Origin of the sequence: Pseudomonas sp. C9-3, from assembly GCF_032392015.1 — a bacterium.
GTDB lineage: Bacteria > Pseudomonadota > Gammaproteobacteria > Pseudomonadales > Pseudomonadaceae > Pseudomonas > Pseudomonas nitroreducens.
Genome location: NZ_CP135919.1, coordinates 2823745 through 2839136, shown reverse-complemented (window position 1 = coordinate 2839136; position 15392 = coordinate 2823745). Strand labels below are relative to the sequence as shown.

At 64.9% G+C, this 15392-nt stretch carries 11 protein-coding genes; 2 read left to right on the top strand and 9 right to left on the bottom strand.

Going from position 1 to position 15392, the window contains the following annotated elements; all coding sequences use genetic code 11:
• Window positions 1–250 precede the first annotated feature (250 nt).
• Window positions 251–2395 (bottom strand): methyl-accepting chemotaxis protein, encoded by a 2145-nt coding sequence (locus tag RS899_RS30960; RefSeq protein ID WP_054909452.1) that lies wholly within the window; start codon window positions 2393–2395, stop codon window positions 251–253.
• Between the two features lie 292 nt (window positions 2396–2687).
• Between RS899_RS30960 and RS899_RS12805 the strand changes: the two genes are divergently transcribed.
• Both RS899_RS12805 and RS899_RS12800 read left to right on the top strand, forming a co-directional pair.
• Window positions 2688–4007, top strand: coding sequence for a Na+/H+ antiporter family protein (locus RS899_RS12805; RefSeq protein WP_054909451.1), 1320 nt, complete (start codon window positions 2688–2690; stop codon window positions 4005–4007).
• A gap of 89 nt (window positions 4008–4096) precedes the next feature.
• A complete protein-coding gene (locus RS899_RS12800; RefSeq protein ID WP_054909450.1) occupies window positions 4097–5164 on the top strand; it encodes an AI-2E family transporter in 1068 nt (355 codons plus the stop codon).
• A 152-nt stretch (window positions 5165–5316) separates the two neighbouring features.
• On the opposite strand, the gene nuoN is transcribed toward RS899_RS12800, so the two are convergent.
• From nuoN to nuoG, 8 genes are read right to left on the bottom strand one after another with little or no spacing between them, the layout of a single operon-like run.
• Entirely contained in the window at window positions 5317–6780 is a 1464-nt protein-coding gene (nuoN, locus tag RS899_RS12795) for an NADH-quinone oxidoreductase subunit NuoN (RefSeq protein ID WP_315810118.1), read from the bottom strand.
• 7 nt (window positions 6781–6787) lie between these two features.
• Window positions 6788–8317, bottom strand: coding sequence for an NADH-quinone oxidoreductase subunit M (gene nuoM, locus RS899_RS12790; RefSeq protein WP_054909448.1), 1530 nt, complete (start codon window positions 8315–8317; stop codon window positions 6788–6790).
• Window positions 8318–8345: 28 nt separating this feature from the next.
• Window positions 8346–10193, bottom strand: a complete 1848-nt coding sequence (gene nuoL / locus RS899_RS12785; RefSeq protein WP_054909447.1) for an NADH-quinone oxidoreductase subunit L — start codon at window positions 10191–10193, stop codon at window positions 8346–8348.
• Window positions 10190–10498 (bottom strand): NADH-quinone oxidoreductase subunit NuoK, encoded by a 309-nt coding sequence (gene nuoK / locus RS899_RS12780; protein WP_024765121.1) that lies wholly within the window; start codon window positions 10496–10498, stop codon window positions 10190–10192. Before nuoK ends, nuoL begins: the two co-directional genes overlap by 4 nt.
• A gap of 4 nt (window positions 10499–10502) precedes the next feature.
• Window positions 10503–11003 carry an NADH-quinone oxidoreductase subunit J gene (gene nuoJ, locus RS899_RS12775; RefSeq protein ID WP_024765122.1) on the bottom strand — a complete coding sequence of 167 codons (501 nt, stop codon included), beginning with the start codon at window positions 11001–11003 and terminating at the stop codon, window positions 10503–10505.
• Between the two features lie 11 nt (window positions 11004–11014).
• The gene (nuoI, locus tag RS899_RS12770) at window positions 11015–11563 is read right to left on the bottom strand and encodes an NADH-quinone oxidoreductase subunit NuoI (RefSeq protein WP_024765123.1); all 549 of its coding nucleotides are present in this window, start codon (window positions 11561–11563) and stop codon (window positions 11015–11017) included.
• 11 nt (window positions 11564–11574) lie between these two features.
• Complete coding sequence (gene nuoH, locus RS899_RS12765; protein WP_054909469.1) at window positions 11575–12564, bottom strand: NADH-quinone oxidoreductase subunit NuoH; 990 nt, start codon at window positions 12562–12564, stop codon at window positions 11575–11577.
• An 11-nt stretch (window positions 12565–12575) separates the two neighbouring features.
• Window positions 12576–15290 (bottom strand): NADH-quinone oxidoreductase subunit NuoG, encoded by a 2715-nt coding sequence (gene nuoG, locus RS899_RS12760; protein ID WP_315810117.1) that lies wholly within the window; start codon window positions 15288–15290, stop codon window positions 12576–12578.
• Window positions 15291–15392: the final 102 nt, after the last annotated feature.

Here is a 15392-nt window from a genome sequence, read left to right as displayed (position 1 = left end):
TTCGGTTCGTGAGAAAGCCGTGGCGTGAGTTCAGCGGCTATAGGCTCTTGCGGGACGTATCCGTGCTGCTGGGGCCGGCCCTCACCCTAACCCTCTCCCAGAGGGAGAGGGGACCGTTCGGCGTGCAATGAGAGAACGGCGTCAGCCGGTTAGCGATGGCGCAGGAAGAGCATCGACCTCACCGGCCGCTACAGGCTGCGCCCTCTCCCTCTGGGAGAGGGCGGGAAAGTCCGAGCTCCGGAGGTCAGGGTCAAACGCGGAACTGATCCATCAACCCCTGCTGATGGTTCGCCAGCTTGTTCAGCGACTGGCTCACCTGCGCCGATTCCTGTGCCTGGCTCGACAGCGACTCGGTCACATCACGGATTCCCGCCACGTTGCGGTTGATCTCCTCGGCCACCGCGCTCTGTTCCTCGGCGGCGCTGGCGATCTGCAGGTTCATGTCAGTGATCACGCTGACGGCATCGCCGATGCGTTTGAGCGCGGCCACGGCCTGTTCGACCTGGGACACGCTGTCCTGCGCCTGGCGGTGACTGTTGCTCATCGCGCCGACCACGTCGCGGGTGCCGTTCTGCAGGCCTTCGATGACCTGGCGGATTTCCTCCACCGAATCCTGGGTGCGCTTGGCGAGGTTGCGCACCTCGTCGGCGACCACCGCGAAGCCGCGCCCGGCTTCACCGGCGCGGGCCGCTTCGATGGCGGCGTTGAGCGCCAGCAGGTTGGTCTGCTCGGCGATGCCGCGAATGACTTCCAGCACCGAGCCGATCTGCTCGCTGCTCGCCGCCAAGCCTTCCACCTGGCTCATGGCGCTACTCATGTCGCTGGCCAGTTCGTCGATCAGGCGGGTGGTGTTATCGATCACGTTGAGACCATCGCGGGTCGCACCATCAGCGCCACGCGCAGCGTCGGCGGCCATGGCGGCGCTATTGGCGACGTCGTGGGCGGTCGCGCTCATCTCCTGCGAGGCGGTGGCGACCTGGTCGACTTCGCGGAACTGCTGCTGCATGCCGGCACTGGTCTGGCTGGCGATTTCCGAGGATTGATCAGCAGTGGCGCGGGCGTCGTGCACCGAGGATTTCACGTCGCGGATGATCGGCTGCAGCTTGTCGAGGAAGCGGTTGAACCAGCCGGCCAGCTCGCCCAGTTCGTCCTTGCCGGCGTAGTCCAGGCGCTTGGTCAGGTCACCTTCGCCGCTGGCGATATTGCGCAGCATGGCGGCCACACCGAGGATCGGACGGGTCACGCCGCGGGCAGTCAGCCACATGGCGAACAGGCCGATCAGCACGGCGATCAGGCCGAAGCCCAACTGCGAGACGGTGCCTTGCACACGCTGGTTATCCAACTCGTTCTGCAGTTCGATGGCCGGGCCGAGCAGGACGTTCTGCGGGACTTCCAGCAGCACGCCCCAGGGTTTGGAGCCGGGGATCGGCTGCAACGGTTCGACTACGCGCAATTGGTCGTCCTGGCGGAACACCTGCTCATGGTTGGCGGCGATGGCCTGCAGCAGGTCGGCGCCCTGGTTCGGGTAGACCTCCTTGAGGTTCTTGCTCAGCTTCGAGGCATCCGCGCTGTGACCGGCGAGCAGGCCTGCCGCGCTGACGATGCTGACGCGGCCCTGGCCGTCATAGAGTTCCTGGCTGCCTTCCACGGCAATTTCCTGCAGCTTCTCCATGCTGATGTCCAGGCCCATGACGCCGATGACCTTGCCGTCCAGCTCCAGCGGGAAGGCGATGCTGGTCATCAGCATCTTCTTGCTGCCCACGTCGTCGAAATACGGATCGAGCACGCAGGGCTGGCCGGTGGTCTTGGGGCAGGTGAACCAGGCGTTGTAGGCGCTGCCGCTGGGGCCGGGGCTGGTGTCGTTGAGCAGCGATTCGGCCATGGCCTCGGACTCGAGGTGACCCGGCGTGGCCTGGGACCAGTAGATGGAGAAGCGACCGGCATCATTGCTGCCCAGTTCGCCCTGGCCGGCGAACAGCTTGTCCTTGCCATCCAGCGCGTCGGGTTCGAAGGCGACGTAGAGGCCGAGCAGTTCCGGGTTGCCTTCCAGCGCGGTCTTCACCTGGCGGGTCAGGTCCTCGCGCAGGTCGTAGGCATCGAGGAAGCGCTTCTGCGCCTGGTCACGCAGGAACAGCACCTGCCGTGAGAAACCCTTGCCATATTGATAGGCGTCCATGATGTAGCGCTGGATGCGCATGGCCTGGACTTCACCGCGTGATTGCAGGCGGGCCTTGGCTGCTTCGTCGAGCATCTGCGTGCTCGATTGCTTGACCAGCGCGGTACTGTGCTGGGTGCGGTAAACGGACAGCCCGGACAGCAGCGAGACAACGCCGAGCAGGCAGAGCCCGGCAAGCAAGGTGATCTTCCACTGGATGGAAAGACGGCGCAGAAGCATGGAGGGGAATCCTTGTTTGAACTAAGCCTCGGGATGCCAGCTATATCGGCCTTTCCCGCATCTTCTTGACCCGCGACGGGGCGAAACGCCAGAAAACAGGCGATTCTGGCGTGCCTGGCCGACGGGCGGCGAAAAGCCAGGCAAGAAGCGTGCTCGTCTGCGTGAAAGTCCTGCCAGGCGAACTCGGAAACGTCTTGATTCGACTGAAATTTTGACACCCCGGCGAGCGTTTGGCAGAGTGCGCGCCTTTTGCCCGCGCCCTGGCGCGGCGAGCCCTGGAAGGAGTGCTGGAATGAATGCGGTGTTGATCGCCATTGGCCTGATGCTGGTGTTGAGCCTGTGTCGCGTGCATGTGGTGGTCGCGCTGATCGCCGGTGCAGTGGCAGGTGGTCTGCTCGGCGGCCTGGGCATGGATGGCACGCTCAAGGCGTTCAACGAGGGCCTGGGTGCCGGTGCGACGGTGGCGTTGTCCTACGCCATGCTCGGCGCCTTCGCCGTGGCCATCGCGCGCTCCGGAATGGCGCACGCCCTGGCCGACCGCGCCCTGGCGATGCTCGGCCGGCATGAGGCAAACGGTTCCAGTGCCTTCAAGTGGATGATGATTGCCCTGCTGCTGGTGGTGGCGATCTCCTCGCAGAATATCCTGCCGATCCACATCGCCTTCATTCCGCTGCTGGTGCCGCCACTGCTCTACGTCCTGACGCGCCTGCAGATCGACCGCCGGCTGATCGCCTGCGTCATCACCTTTGGCCTGATCACGCCCTACATGTTCCTGCCGGTGGGTTTCGGCAACATCTTCCTGAACCAGATCCTGCTGGCCAACGTGGCGCGCGCGGGCGTCGACGTGCAGGGCATCAACGTCACCCACGCCATGCTGATCCCGGCGCTGGGCATGGTCTGCGGGTTGCTGATCGCGGTGTGCTTCAGCTACCGGCGCAAGCGTGATTACGATCTGGAACGCATCGAACAGGCTGAGCGGGTCGATACCCCCTACAGCAAGATGAGCCTCGCCGTGGCCGGCGTCGCCGTGGTGGCGGCGTTCGCCGTGCAACTGCTGCTGGACTCGATGATCCTCGGCGCACTGGTGGGTTTCCTGGTGTTCTCGCTGTCCGGCGTGGTGCGCTGGAAGGAGGCGGACGACCTGTTCACCGAAGGCATGAAGATGATGGCGATGATCGGTTTCATCATGATCGCCGCCCAGGGCTTCGCCGCCGTGATGACGGCCACCGGGCAGGTCGCCAGCCTGGTGGACAGCGCCGCGGGCTGGATTGGCAGCAGCAAGGCGCTGGGCGCCTTCATGATGCTGCTGGTGGGGTTGTTGGTGACCATGGGCATCGGCTCGTCGTTCTCTACGGTGCCGATCATTGCGGCGATCTTCGTGCCGCTGGCGGTGCACCTGGGCTTCAGCCCGCTGGCCATCGTCAGCATCGTCGGTACCGCGGGAGCGCTGGGTGATGCCGGCTCGCCGGCGTCGGACTCCACCCTTGGCCCGACCTCCGGCCTGAACGTGGACGGCCAGCACAACCACATCTGGGACACTGTGGTACCGACCTTCCTGCACTACAACCTGCCGCTGATGGTCTTCGGCTGGGTCGCGGCGATGGTGCTGTAAGGCCTGGCGCGGGGAAATGCGCAGGTAAAGTTGCACTCGGCAGGCCATCTGCTGACTAATGAGCAGGTTTCCCACGCACGGACCCGCTCATGCTCGACTCGAAACTGGAATACCGGACGTTCCTCGCCCTGCTGGCGGTGGTGACCATCGCCTTCGCCTGGATACTGCTGCCGTTCTACGGCGCAGTGTTCTGGGGCACCATCCTGGCGATCATCTTCGCCCCCTTGCAGCGCCGCCTGCGGGTGCGCCTGAACGGGCGCAACAACCTGGCGGCGCTGATCACCCTGGCAATCTGCTTCCTGATCGTGATCCTGCCGGTAACCTTCATCGCCGGCGCGCTGGTGCAGGAGGGCGCCACGGTGTATCAGCGCCTGAAGTCCGGTGAGCTGAACTTCGTCACCTACTTCCAGCAGGCCGTGGCCGCACTGCCAGCCTGGGCGCACCAATGGCTGGAGCGCTTCGACCTGGCCGACCTGTCCAGCCTGCAGGAGAAGCTCTCCTCCGGTGCGATGCAGGCGAGCCAACTGGTGGCGACCAAGGCGTTCAGCATTGGCCAGAACACCTTCGAGTTCGTCATCAGCTTCGGCATCATGCTCTACCTGCTGTTCTTCCTGCTGCGCGACGGCCCGGCGCTGGGGCGGCGGATCAAGCAGGCGGTGCCGTTGAGCATCGACCACAAGCAGCACCTGTTCACCAAGTTCACCACGGTGATCCGCGCCACGGTGAAGGGCAACATTGCTGTCGCCGCGACCCAGGGTGCACTGGGCGGGCTGATCTTCTGGTTCCTTGGCATCCAGGGCTCGCTGCTCTGGGGCACGCTGATGGCCTTCCTCTCGCTGCTGCCGGCTATCGGCGCGGGGCTGATCTGGGTGCCGGTGGCCGCCTACTTCCTGCTCACCGGGGCGATCTGGCAGGGCGTGGTGCTGACATTGTTCTGCGTGGTGGTGATCGGCCTGGTGGACAACATCCTGCGCCCCATTCTGGTGGGCAAGGACACCAAGATGCCCGACTACGTGGTGCTGATCTCCACCCTCGGCGGCATGTCGCTGTTCGGCCTCAACGGCTTCGTCATCGGCCCGCTGATCGCAGCGCTGTTCATGGCGTCGTGGGATCTGTTCACCGGCCGTGAAGGTGAAGTGACCAAGGGCGCGGAATAGGGCGCCAGAACTGTAGGAGCGAGCTTGCTCGCGAACCCGGCCTCGCAGCGGAGGGTGTTCGCGAGCAAGCTCGCTCCTACAAAAAGGCACCGCGCATGAATTGCGCCCAATAAAAACCCCGCCGAAGCGGGGTTTTTTGTTGCCTGTCGACCTTAGCCGGCGACGGCTACCAGGCCGCTGTGCTGGAGGATATCCAGCAGCGGTTGCGGGTAGACGCCGAGGAAGAAGGCGAGCAGGGCGATGGCCACCAGCATGATGCCGCCGGCGCGCTGGGCCCAGTCCAGGGGCGCGTCGTGGCGCTTCATGTTGGGCTCGACCAGGAACATGGTCACCATCACGCGCAGGTAGTAGAACAGGCCGATGGCGCTGCCCAGTACCAGCGAGCCGACCAGCCACCAGTGCTGCGACTCGACGCCGGTGGCGACAATGTAGAACTTGCCGATGAAGCCGGCGGTCAGCGGGATGCCGGCCAGGGACAGCATCATCACGGTCATCACCGCGGTCAGCACCGGGCGGCGCCAGAACAGGCCGCGGTACTCGAACAGCGCGTCGGCGTCGCGGCCGCTGTACGGGGTGGACATCAGGGTGACGACGCCGAAGGCGCCCAGGGTGGTAACCACGTAGGTGGTCAGGTACACGCCGACAGCTTCCACGGCCAGGCCCTTGCTCGCCACCAGGGCGATCAGCAGGTAGCCGAAGTGGGCGATGGACGAGTAGCCGAGCAGGCGCTTGATGTTGCTCTGGGTCAGCGCCAGCAGGTTGCCGATCAGGATCGAGGCAATGGCGATGACCGCGATAGCGTCATGCAGCAGGCCGTTGTTCAGGGCCGCCGGAGCGATCTGGAACAGGCGCAGCAGCACGGCGAACACGGCGACCTTGCTGGCGGTGGCGAGGAAGGTCGCTACCGGAGCCGGGGCGCCTTCGTAGACGTCCGGGGTCCACAGGTGGAACGGCGCGAGCGACAGCTTGAAGCCCAGGCCGACGATCATCATGCCGACGCCGATGGACAGCAGCGGGCCATGGCTGGTGCCTTCTGCCAGCGACGCACCGATACCGGCGAAGCTCAGGCTGCCGGATTCGGCATAGAGCAGGGCCATGCCGAACAGCAGGAAAGCCGAGCCGGCGGCGGACAGTACGGTGTACTTGATGCCCGCTTCGAGGGTGCGCTTGTTGAAGAAGGCGTAGGCCACCATGCCGTAGACCGGCACCGACAGCAGCTCCAGGCCGATGAACAGACCGGCCAGGTTCTGCGCGCTGACCAGCACCAGGCCGCCCGCGGTGGACAGCAGCAGGAGCAGGTAGAGCTCTTCGCGGTTACCCGGGAAGCTCTCCATGTAGGCATGGGCGAGCGTGGTGCAGGCGAGGGCGGCGACCAGGATCAGCGCCATGTAGAAGCAGGCGAAGTTGTCCACCAGCATCAGCGGGGTGACTTCGATCGGGGTGACTTTCAGCACCGGGAAGATCGACAGCAACGCCAGGTTTAGACCGATCACCGAGAGGGTGGCGGTCATCGAGTGGTTACGCTTCCAGGCCACGGCGAGCATCACCACCACCAGGGTGGCGCTGGTGATGAGCAGTGGCAGGAGCGCGATGAAGTGTTGAATCGTGAAGGTCATGTCGCGCTCACCGTACTGCCAGGGTGGAAAGGGCGGCACCCAGCCACTGCTGGACGCCGTGCATGGTGGCCGCGGAGGTGTCGAGAACCGGCTGCGGGTAAACGCCGAGCAGGATCAGCAACACCGCCAGGCCGAGCACCATGCTCAGTTCGCGGAAGTTCAGGCCGGCGATGGCGGTGTCGGACTTGGACGGGCCGAAGTACGCGCGGTGGATCATGATCAGCGAGTAGACCGAGCCGAACACCAGGCCGAAGGTGGCGATCACGGTGATCACCGGAACCACCTTGAAGCTGCCCAGCAGGATCAGGAATTCGCCGACGAAGTTGCCGGTGCCCGGCAGGCCCAGCGACGCGGTGGCGAAGAACAGCGCCACTGCCGGCAGGTACGGGATGCGCGACCACAGGCCCCCCATCTTGCGCATGTCACGGGTGTGCAGGCGCTCGTACAGCTGACCACACAGGATGAACAGCGCGGCGGCGGAAAGACCGTGGGCGATCATCTGCACCACTACGCCCTGCAGCGCCTGGGGGCTGCCGGAGTAGATGCCGATCATCACGAAGCCCATGTGCGACACGGAGGAGTAGGCCACCAGACGCTTGATGTCGGTCTGCGCGAACGACAGGAAGGCGCCATAGAAGATGCCGATCAGACCCAGGGTCATGGCGATCGGGGCGAACTCGGCCGAGGCGTTGGGGAACAGCGGCAGGGCGAAGCGGATCAGGCCGTAGGCGGCGGTCTTCAGCAGGATGCCGGCGAGGTCCACGGAACCAGCGGTCGGTGCCTGGGCATGGGCGTCCGGCAGCCAGGAGTGCACCGGCACGACCGGCATCTTCACCGCGAAGGCGACGAAGAAGCCGAGCATCAGGATCCACTCGGTGTGCGGCGGCAGCTGGGTCTTCAGCAGGTCGGCGTAGTTGAAGGTCAGCACGCCGGTGGTGTTGTAGTGCACGAACACCAGGCCGAGGATTGCCACCAGCATCACCAGGCCACTGGCCTGGGTGAAGATGAAGAACTTGGTGGCGGCGTAGATGCGGGTCTTCTTGCCGTCGTCCGAGCTATGACCCCAGAGCGCGATGAGGAAGTACATCGGCACCAGCATCATTTCCCAGAAGAAGAAGAACAGGAACAGGTCGACGGCGAGGAATACGCCGATGACGCCGCCCAGGATCCACAGCAGGTTCAGGTGGAAGAAGCCGATGCGGCGCTGGATCTCGTTCCACGAGCAGAGGACGGACAGCACGCCGAGCAGGCCGGTCAGCGCGACCATCAGCAGGGACAGGCCGTCCATTGCCAGGTGCACGCTGATGCCGAAGCGTTCGATCCAGGGTACCTGGAACTGCAGGGTCCATTGCGGCTCGCCACCCGGCGCCGGGGCCAGCTGGAAGTCACCGGTGTGCCAGACCCACAGGCTCAGGGCGAGGGTGAGGACCATCGATCCCAGGGCGACCCAGCGAGGCAGGGTCTTGCTGGTGTACTCGGCGATCCAGCAAAGGAAGCCGCCGATGAAGGGGATCAGGATTAGCCAGGGCAGAATCATGTCGGGCTCAATCTCTTTCGTGAATTCATTAAGCCAGCAGCAGCGCGCCGAGGAGCAGCGCGGCGCCACCCACCAGGGAAGCGGCGTACCAACGCAGGCGGCCGTTCTCGGTGAGGCTGAGGAGTTTGTTGCCACCGCGGGCGGTGAGCGGGACCAGGACCAGGGTCTTGTCGATCGGGTCCGCGGCCAGCAGGCGGCAGATCAGCAGGTAGGGTTTCACGAACAGCTTGTCGTACAGCCAGTCGAAGCCCCAGGCGTGGTACCACCAGGTGCCGAAGAAGCGGCCCGGTGCGCTCTGGGCGACGGCGCTGACGAAGCGGCGCTTGCCGAGGAACAGCAGGCCCGCCAGCAGGATACCGGCGATGGCGATGGCGCCCGAGGCGATTTCCAGGCTGTGCTTGGCTTCACCACCGGCGTGACCGGCGCTTTCCGGCAGGACGCCGGCCAGCGGCGGAGTGATCAGCGCGCCGATGAAGGTGGAGAGCACGATCAGCACACCCAGCGGCAGCCAGTGGCTGATGCCATGGCCAGCGTGCGCTTCGGTCTTCGCTTCGCCGTGGAAGGCGATGAAGATCAGACGGAAGGTGTACAGCGAGGTCATGAAGGCGCCGACCAGACCGGCGATCAGCAGGTTCTGGTGACCGCTGGCGAAGGCTTCCCAGAGGATCTCGTCCTTGGAGTAGAAGCCGGCGGTCAGGAAGGGCAGGGCAGACAGCGCCGCACCACCGACCACGAAGCTCGCATAGGCCAGCGGCAGCTTCTTCCACAGGCCGCCCATCTTGAAGATGTTCTGCTCGTGGTGGCAGGCAACGATCACCGCACCGGAGGCAAGGAACAGCAGGGCCTTGAAGAAGGCGTGGGTCATCAGGTGGAAGATCGCGCCACCCCAGGCGCCGACGCCCAGGGCCAGGAACATGTAGCCGATCTGGCTCATGGTCGAGTAGGCGAGGATGCGCTTGATGTCGGTCTGCACCAGGGCGGCAAAGCCGGCCAGGACCAGGGTCACTGCGCCGATGATGCCGACCAGCTCCAGTACGTTCGGAGCCAGCTCGAACAGGCCGTGGCAGCGGGCGATCAGGTAGACGCCCGCGGTCACCATGGTGGCGGCGTGGATCAGCGCGGAGACCGGAGTCGGGCCGGCCATCGCGTCGGCCAGCCAGGTCTGCAGCGGCAGCTGGGCGGACTTGCCGACGGCGCCGCCGAGCAGCATCAGGGTGGCCAGGTTGATCCACAGGTCGCCCTTGGCGAAGTGCTGCGGAGCCAGGACCAGCAGTTCCTGGATGTTCAGCGTGCCCAGGTGCTGGAACAGGATGAACATGCCGATGGCGAAGAACACGTCACCCACGCGGGTCACGATGAAGGCCTTCAGTGCCGCATTGCCGTTCGGTACGTGGTTGTAATAGAAACCGATCAGCAGGTAGGAGCAGAGGCCCACGCCTTCCCAGCCGAAGTACATGAACAGCAGGTTATCGCCCAGCACCAGGAACAGCATGCTGGCGATGAACAGGTTGGTGTACGCGAAGAAGCGCGAGTAACCGGTTTCACCGCGCATGTACCAGGAGGCGAACAGGTGGATCAGGAAGCCGACGCCGGTGACCACGCCGAGCATGGTGACCGACAGGCCGTCCAGGTACAGGGTGAAGTTGGTCTTGAAGTCACCAACGCTCATCCATTGCCACAGCACCAGGCTGTAGGCGCCACCTTCGGGCGGGTTGCTGTGGAAGCTCCAGATCGCCCAGAAGGCGGAGAGGGCGGCGAGCCCCACGGAGCCGACACCGACCAGAGCCGAGAGATTTTCCGACCACTTGCCACGGGAGAACGAGAGCAGCAGGAAGCCGACCAGAGGGAACAGGAAAGTAAGGGGCAGCAGGTTCATCCGCGCATCTCGCTGGCAGCGTCGATATCGAGGGTATGGAAGCGGCGATACAGCTGGAGCAGGATCGCCAGGCCGATGCTGGCCTCGGCCGCAGCCAGGCTGAGCACCAGGATGAACATCACCTGGCCGTCGGGCTGCGCCCAGCGGCTACCGGCGACCACGAAGGCCAGCGCGGCGGCGTTCATCATCACTTCCAGGCTCATCAGTACGAACAGGATGTTGCGTCGTACCATCAGGCCCACCAGGCCGAAGCAGAACAGCACACCGGCGAGCGCCAGTCCGTGTTCGAGAGGAATTGTATTCATGGTGTTAGTCCTTCGCTTCGTGGCGGCCGAGGTGGTAGGCGGCGACCAGTGCCGCCAGCAGCAGCATCGAGGCCAGTTCGACGACCAGCAGGTACGGGCCGAACAGGCTGATGCCCACGGCCTTGGCGTCCACGGTGGTGTGACCGATGCCAGCGCCGCTCGGGGTGCGCGAGAGCATCCACAGCAGTTCGACCAGCAGGACTGCGGCCAGCGCGCCCGGGCCGATCCAGACCCCAGGCTTGAGCCACTTGCGCTCCTGCTCGGCGATAGCCGGGCCGAGGTTGAGCATCATCACCACGAAGACGAACAGCACCATGATCGCGCCGGCATAGACGATGATTTCCAGGGCGCCGGCGAACGGGGCGCCGAGGCTGAAGAAGGTCATCGAAATGGCCAGCAGCGAGATTACGAGGTAGAGCAGGGCATGCACCGGGTTGCTGTTGGTGATGACCCGGAAGGTTGCCAGCACGGCGACGCCGGCGGCGAAGTAGAAAGCGAATTCCACGCGACGTCTCCTTACGGCAGCAGGCTCTTGACGTTGATCGGTTCGGCTTCGTTCTGCGCGGCGCCTTTCGGCTTGCCGGCGATGGCCATGCCGGCAACGCGGTAGAAGTTGTAGTCCGGGTTCTTGCCGGGGCCGGAGATCAGCAGGTCTTCCTTCTCGTAGACCAGGTCCTGGCGCTTGAACTCGCCCATTTCGAAATCCGGCGTCAGCTGGATCGCGGTGGTCGGGCAGGCTTCTTCGCACAGGCCGCAGAAGATGCAGCGGGAGAAGTTGATGCGGAAGAACTCGGGGTACCAGCGACCGTCGTCGGTCTCGGCCTTCTGCAGGGAGATGCAGCCGACCGGGCAGGCCACGGCGCAGAGGTTGCATGCAACGCAGCGCTCCTCGCCATCGGGGTCGCGGGTGAGGACGATGCGGCCGCGATAGCGCGGCGGCAGGTACACGGCTTCTTCCGGGTATTGCAGGGTGTCACGCTTGCGGAAGGCATGGCCGAAGATCATCACCAGGCTGCGAAGCTGGGTGTAGGTGCCATGCACGACTTCGAAAATGTATTTGATCATTGTCTTGCTCCTTACTGGGTCGCCAGCACGACAGCGCCGGTCACCAGCAGGTTGATCAGAGTCAGCGGGAGGCAGAACTTCCAGCTGAAGGCCATCACCTGGTCATAGCGCGGGCGCGGAATGGACGCGCGCAGCAGGATGAACATCATGATGAAGAAGCCGGTTTTCAGGGCGAACCAGATGAACGGGATCTGCGGCAGGATGCCGAAGGGCCCGTGCCAGCCACCGAAGAACAGCGTCGCCAGCAGCGCGGACACCAGCACGATGCCGATGTACTCACCGACGAAGAACATGCCCCACTTCATGCCGGCGTACTCGATGTGGTAACCGTCTGCCAGTTCCTGCTCGGCTTCGGGCTGGTCGAACGGGTGACGGTGAGTCACGGCGACGCCGGCGACGAAGAAGGTCATGAAACCGAAGAACTGCGGAATGATGAACCACATGTGCTCGGCCTGGTAATCGACGATGTCGCGCAGGCTGAACGAACCGACCTGGGCCACGATGCCCATCAGCGACAGGGCCAGGAAGACCTCGTAGGAGATGGTCTGGGCCGAGGCGCGCAGGCTGCCGAGCAGGGCGAACTTGTTGTTGCTCGACCAGCCGGCGAACAGCACCGCGTACACGGTCAGGCCAGCCATGGCGAAGAAGAACAGGATGCCGATGTTCAGGTCCGCCACACCCCAGGTCGGGGTGATCGGGATGACGACGAAGGCGACCAGCAGCGCACCCATGGCGATCATGGGGGCGAGGGTGAAGATCATCTTGTCGGCGAACGGCGGGGTCCAGTCTTCCTTGAAGAACATCTTCAGCATGTCGGCGCCGAGCTGGAAGGCACCGAAGGGGCCGACCCGGTTCGGACCGTAGCGGTCCTGCCAGAGGCCGAGCAGACGACGCTCGACCCAACTGAGCAGCGCGCCGCAGACGACCACGGCGAGCAGGATGACGATGGCCTTGATGACCTCGATCAGGATGTCGACGATGGCGGGTGTCAGCCAGCTCATGCTCATCAAGCTCATTGCGCAGCCTCCTGCAGACCATCAGCGACAGCGCCGATGACACCGGCGGGAATGCCTTGCAGACCGACTGGCAGGGCGACCAGACCGGCGCCGAGCTCTTCGCTCACGCGCAGCGGCAGGCGCAGTTCCTGGCCCTTGACGGTCAGGCGGATGATCGCGCCTTCATTGACGCCCAGACGGTCAGCCTCGAACTTGGCCAGGGTGACGTAGGTCTGCGGGATGCGCTCCTGCACCGGGGCGGCCTTGGCGGAATTCTCCTCGCTGCCGAACAGGTGATAGAAGGGCACCACCTTGAACTGGCTGGCGGCAGTGTGGAACGGCGCAGGAATCTCGCTGAACCACAGGGCTTCGCCCTTGGCTTCGATCAGGCGTACGCCCGGATCGCCGGCGCGCAGGTGGCCGCCGACTTCGTCCTGGAACTTGTTCCAGGCCTGCGGGGAGTTCCAGCCCGGGGACCAGGCAAACGGAATCTGCTGACGCGGTTCGGCGCTGCCGGAGTAGCCTTCCATGGAGAAGGCGAAGGCGGAGTCGATGTCCTGCGGCTGACGCGGCTCGCTGACATTGATGTTGGCGCGCATGGCGGTACGGCCGGAGTAGCGGTGCGGCTCGCGCGCCAGCTTCAGGCCCTTGATGCGGAACGCGGCGTTCGGCGCGGCTTCGCGGATGCCGGCCAGTTGCGGCTTGGCGGCGACGACGGCGTCGATCACGTGGTCCAGCTGGGTCCAGTCGACGCGCTTGCCTTCGAGAGTGCTGTGCAGGGCGTGCAGCCAGCGCCAGCCTTCGCGGACCAGGTTGTCGGCGTTGTAGTAGGTCGGATCGTAGACCTGGAAGAAACGCTGGGCGCGGCCTTCCTGGCTGACCAGGGTGCCATCGCCTTCGGCGAAGCTGGCGGCCGGCAGCAGGACGGTGGCCTTGGCGCTGGTGGCGGTCTGCTGGTGGTCGGCAACCACGACGATCTTGGCGGCGGCCAGGGCGGCGTCGACAACAGCGGCGTCGGCGCGGCGGTACAGGTCGTTCTCCAGGATCACCACGGCATCGGCGGCGCCAGAGGTCAACTGCTCGAGGGCGGCTTCGACGGACTCACCACCGAAGAGGGCCAGGCCCAGGCTGTTGGCTTCCGGGACGACCAGGCTCAGCGAGCCGTTCTTCTCGCGGTTCTTCAGCGCGCTGGCGATGTTGGCGGCGGCCTCGATCAGGGCGTTGCAGCCCAGCGAGGTGCCGGAGATGACCAGCGGACGCTTGGCGGCAACCAGTGCATCGGCGATGCGCTGGGCCAGGGCGGCGGCTTCGGCATCGAGGCCGGCCACGGCCGGGGCGCTCGGATCGATGGCGTGGGCCACGGCAAAGCCCAGGCGAGCCAGGTCTTCGGTAGCAGCGTGCACGCACTCGGCGGCGACGTCGTCCAGGCGGGTTTCATCCAGGCTGGCGATGAACAGCGGGTTCATCTCGTGCTGGGCGATGGTCTTCACCGCGGCGTCGAGCCACGGCTGGATCTTCATCGCGGCGGCCATGTCCTCGCCCTTGCCTTTCACCGACTGGCGCAGGGCCAGGGCGATACGGGCAGCGGTCTGGGTCAGGTCTTCGCCGAGCACGAATACCGCGTCGTGGTCTTCGATGTCACGGATGGTCGGCACCGGCAGCGGGCCGTCCTGCATGACCTTCAGCACCAGTTGCAGGCGTTGCAGCTCATCGGCGGAGATGCCGCTGTAATAGTTCTGCGCGCCGACCAGCTCGGCCAGGGCGTAGTTGCTTTCCAGGCTGGCACGCGGCGAACCGATACCGATGACCTTGCGACCCTTGAGCAGGGCGGCGGTCTGGTCGAGGGCGCCGTCCAGCGAGAGCTTCTGCTTGCTCAGCACCAGCTGCGGCTGACGCGGGCGGTCTTCGCGGTTGACGTAGCCGTAGCCGAAACGGCCGCGGTCGCACAGGAAGTAGTGGTTCACCGAGCCGTTGTAGCGGTTCTCGATGCGGCGGATTTCACCGTAGCGCTCGCCGGGGCTGATGTTGCAGCCGCTGGAGCAGCCATGGCAGATGCTCGGGGCGAACTGCATGTCCCACTTGCGGTTGTAGCGCTCGGAGTGGGTCTTGTCGGTGAACACGCCGGTCGGGCAGACCTCGGTCAGGTTGCCGGAGAATTCGCTCTCCAGCACACCGTCCTCGATCCGGCCGAAGTAGACGTTGTCGTGCGCGCCGTAGACGCCCAGGTCGGTGCCGCCGGCGTAGTCCTTGTAGTAACGGACGCAGCGGTAGCAGGCGATGCAGCGGTTCATCTCGTGGGCGATGAACGGGCCGAGCTCCTGGTTCTGGTGGGTGCGCTTGGTGAAGCGGTACCGGCGCTGGTTGTGGCCGGTCATCACCGTCATGTCCTGCAGGTGGCAGTGACCGCCTTCCTCGCAGACCGGGCAGTCGTGCGGGTGGTTGGTCATCAGCCATTCGACGACGCTGGCGCGGAACTGCTTGGCCTCTTCGTCCTCGATGGAAATCCAGGTGTTGTCGGTGGCGGGAGTCATGCAGGACATGACGAGACGACCGCGTTTGTCGTTCTCGTCGGTGTACTGCTTGACCGCGCACTGGCGGCATGCGCCGACGCTTCCGAGCGCCGGGTGCCAGCAGAAGTAGGGGATGTCGAGACCGAGGGAGAGGCAGGCCTGCAACAGGTTGTCCGCTCCGTCGACTTCTAACGTCTTGCCGTCTACGTGGATCGTGGCCATGGGTCTAAGTCTTCGTTGGCCCGTTGTCAGCGGGCGTGGCTAATAGAAATCACGGTTTCATCGGGCCGGCGGCACGCCGCGGCACTGCAACGAAACAACGCC

Coding starts and splice junctions, on each gene's coding strand:
- RS899_RS30960 (WP_054909452.1), bottom strand. CDS start 2,395: ATGCTTCTGCGCCGTCTTTCCATCCAGTGGAAGATCACCTTGCTTGCC.
- RS899_RS12805 (WP_054909451.1), top strand. CDS start 2,688: ATGAATGCGGTGTTGATCGCCATTGGCCTGATGCTGGTGTTGAGCCTG.
- nuoL (WP_054909447.1), bottom strand. CDS start 10,193: ATGAACCTGCTGCCCCTTACTTTCCTGTTCCCTCTGGTCGGCTTCCTG.
- nuoK (WP_024765121.1), bottom strand. CDS start 10,498: ATGAATACAATTCCTCTCGAACACGGACTGGCGCTCGCCGGTGTGCTG.
- nuoI (WP_024765123.1), bottom strand. CDS start 11,563: ATGATCAAATACATTTTCGAAGTCGTGCATGGCACCTACACCCAGCTT.
- nuoG (WP_315810117.1), bottom strand. CDS start 15,290: ATGGCCACGATCCACGTAGACGGCAAGACGTTAGAAGTCGACGGAGCG.
- nuoM (WP_054909448.1), bottom strand. CDS start 8,317: ATGATTCTGCCCTGGCTAATCCTGATCCCCTTCATCGGCGGCTTCCTT.
- nuoN (WP_315810118.1), bottom strand. CDS start 6,780: ATGACCTTCACGATTCAACACTTCATCGCGCTCCTGCCACTGCTCATC.
- nuoH (WP_054909469.1), bottom strand. CDS start 12,564: ATGAGCTGGCTGACACCCGCCATCGTCGACATCCTGATCGAGGTCATC.
- RS899_RS12800 (WP_054909450.1), top strand. CDS start 4,097: ATGCTCGACTCGAAACTGGAATACCGGACGTTCCTCGCCCTGCTGGCG.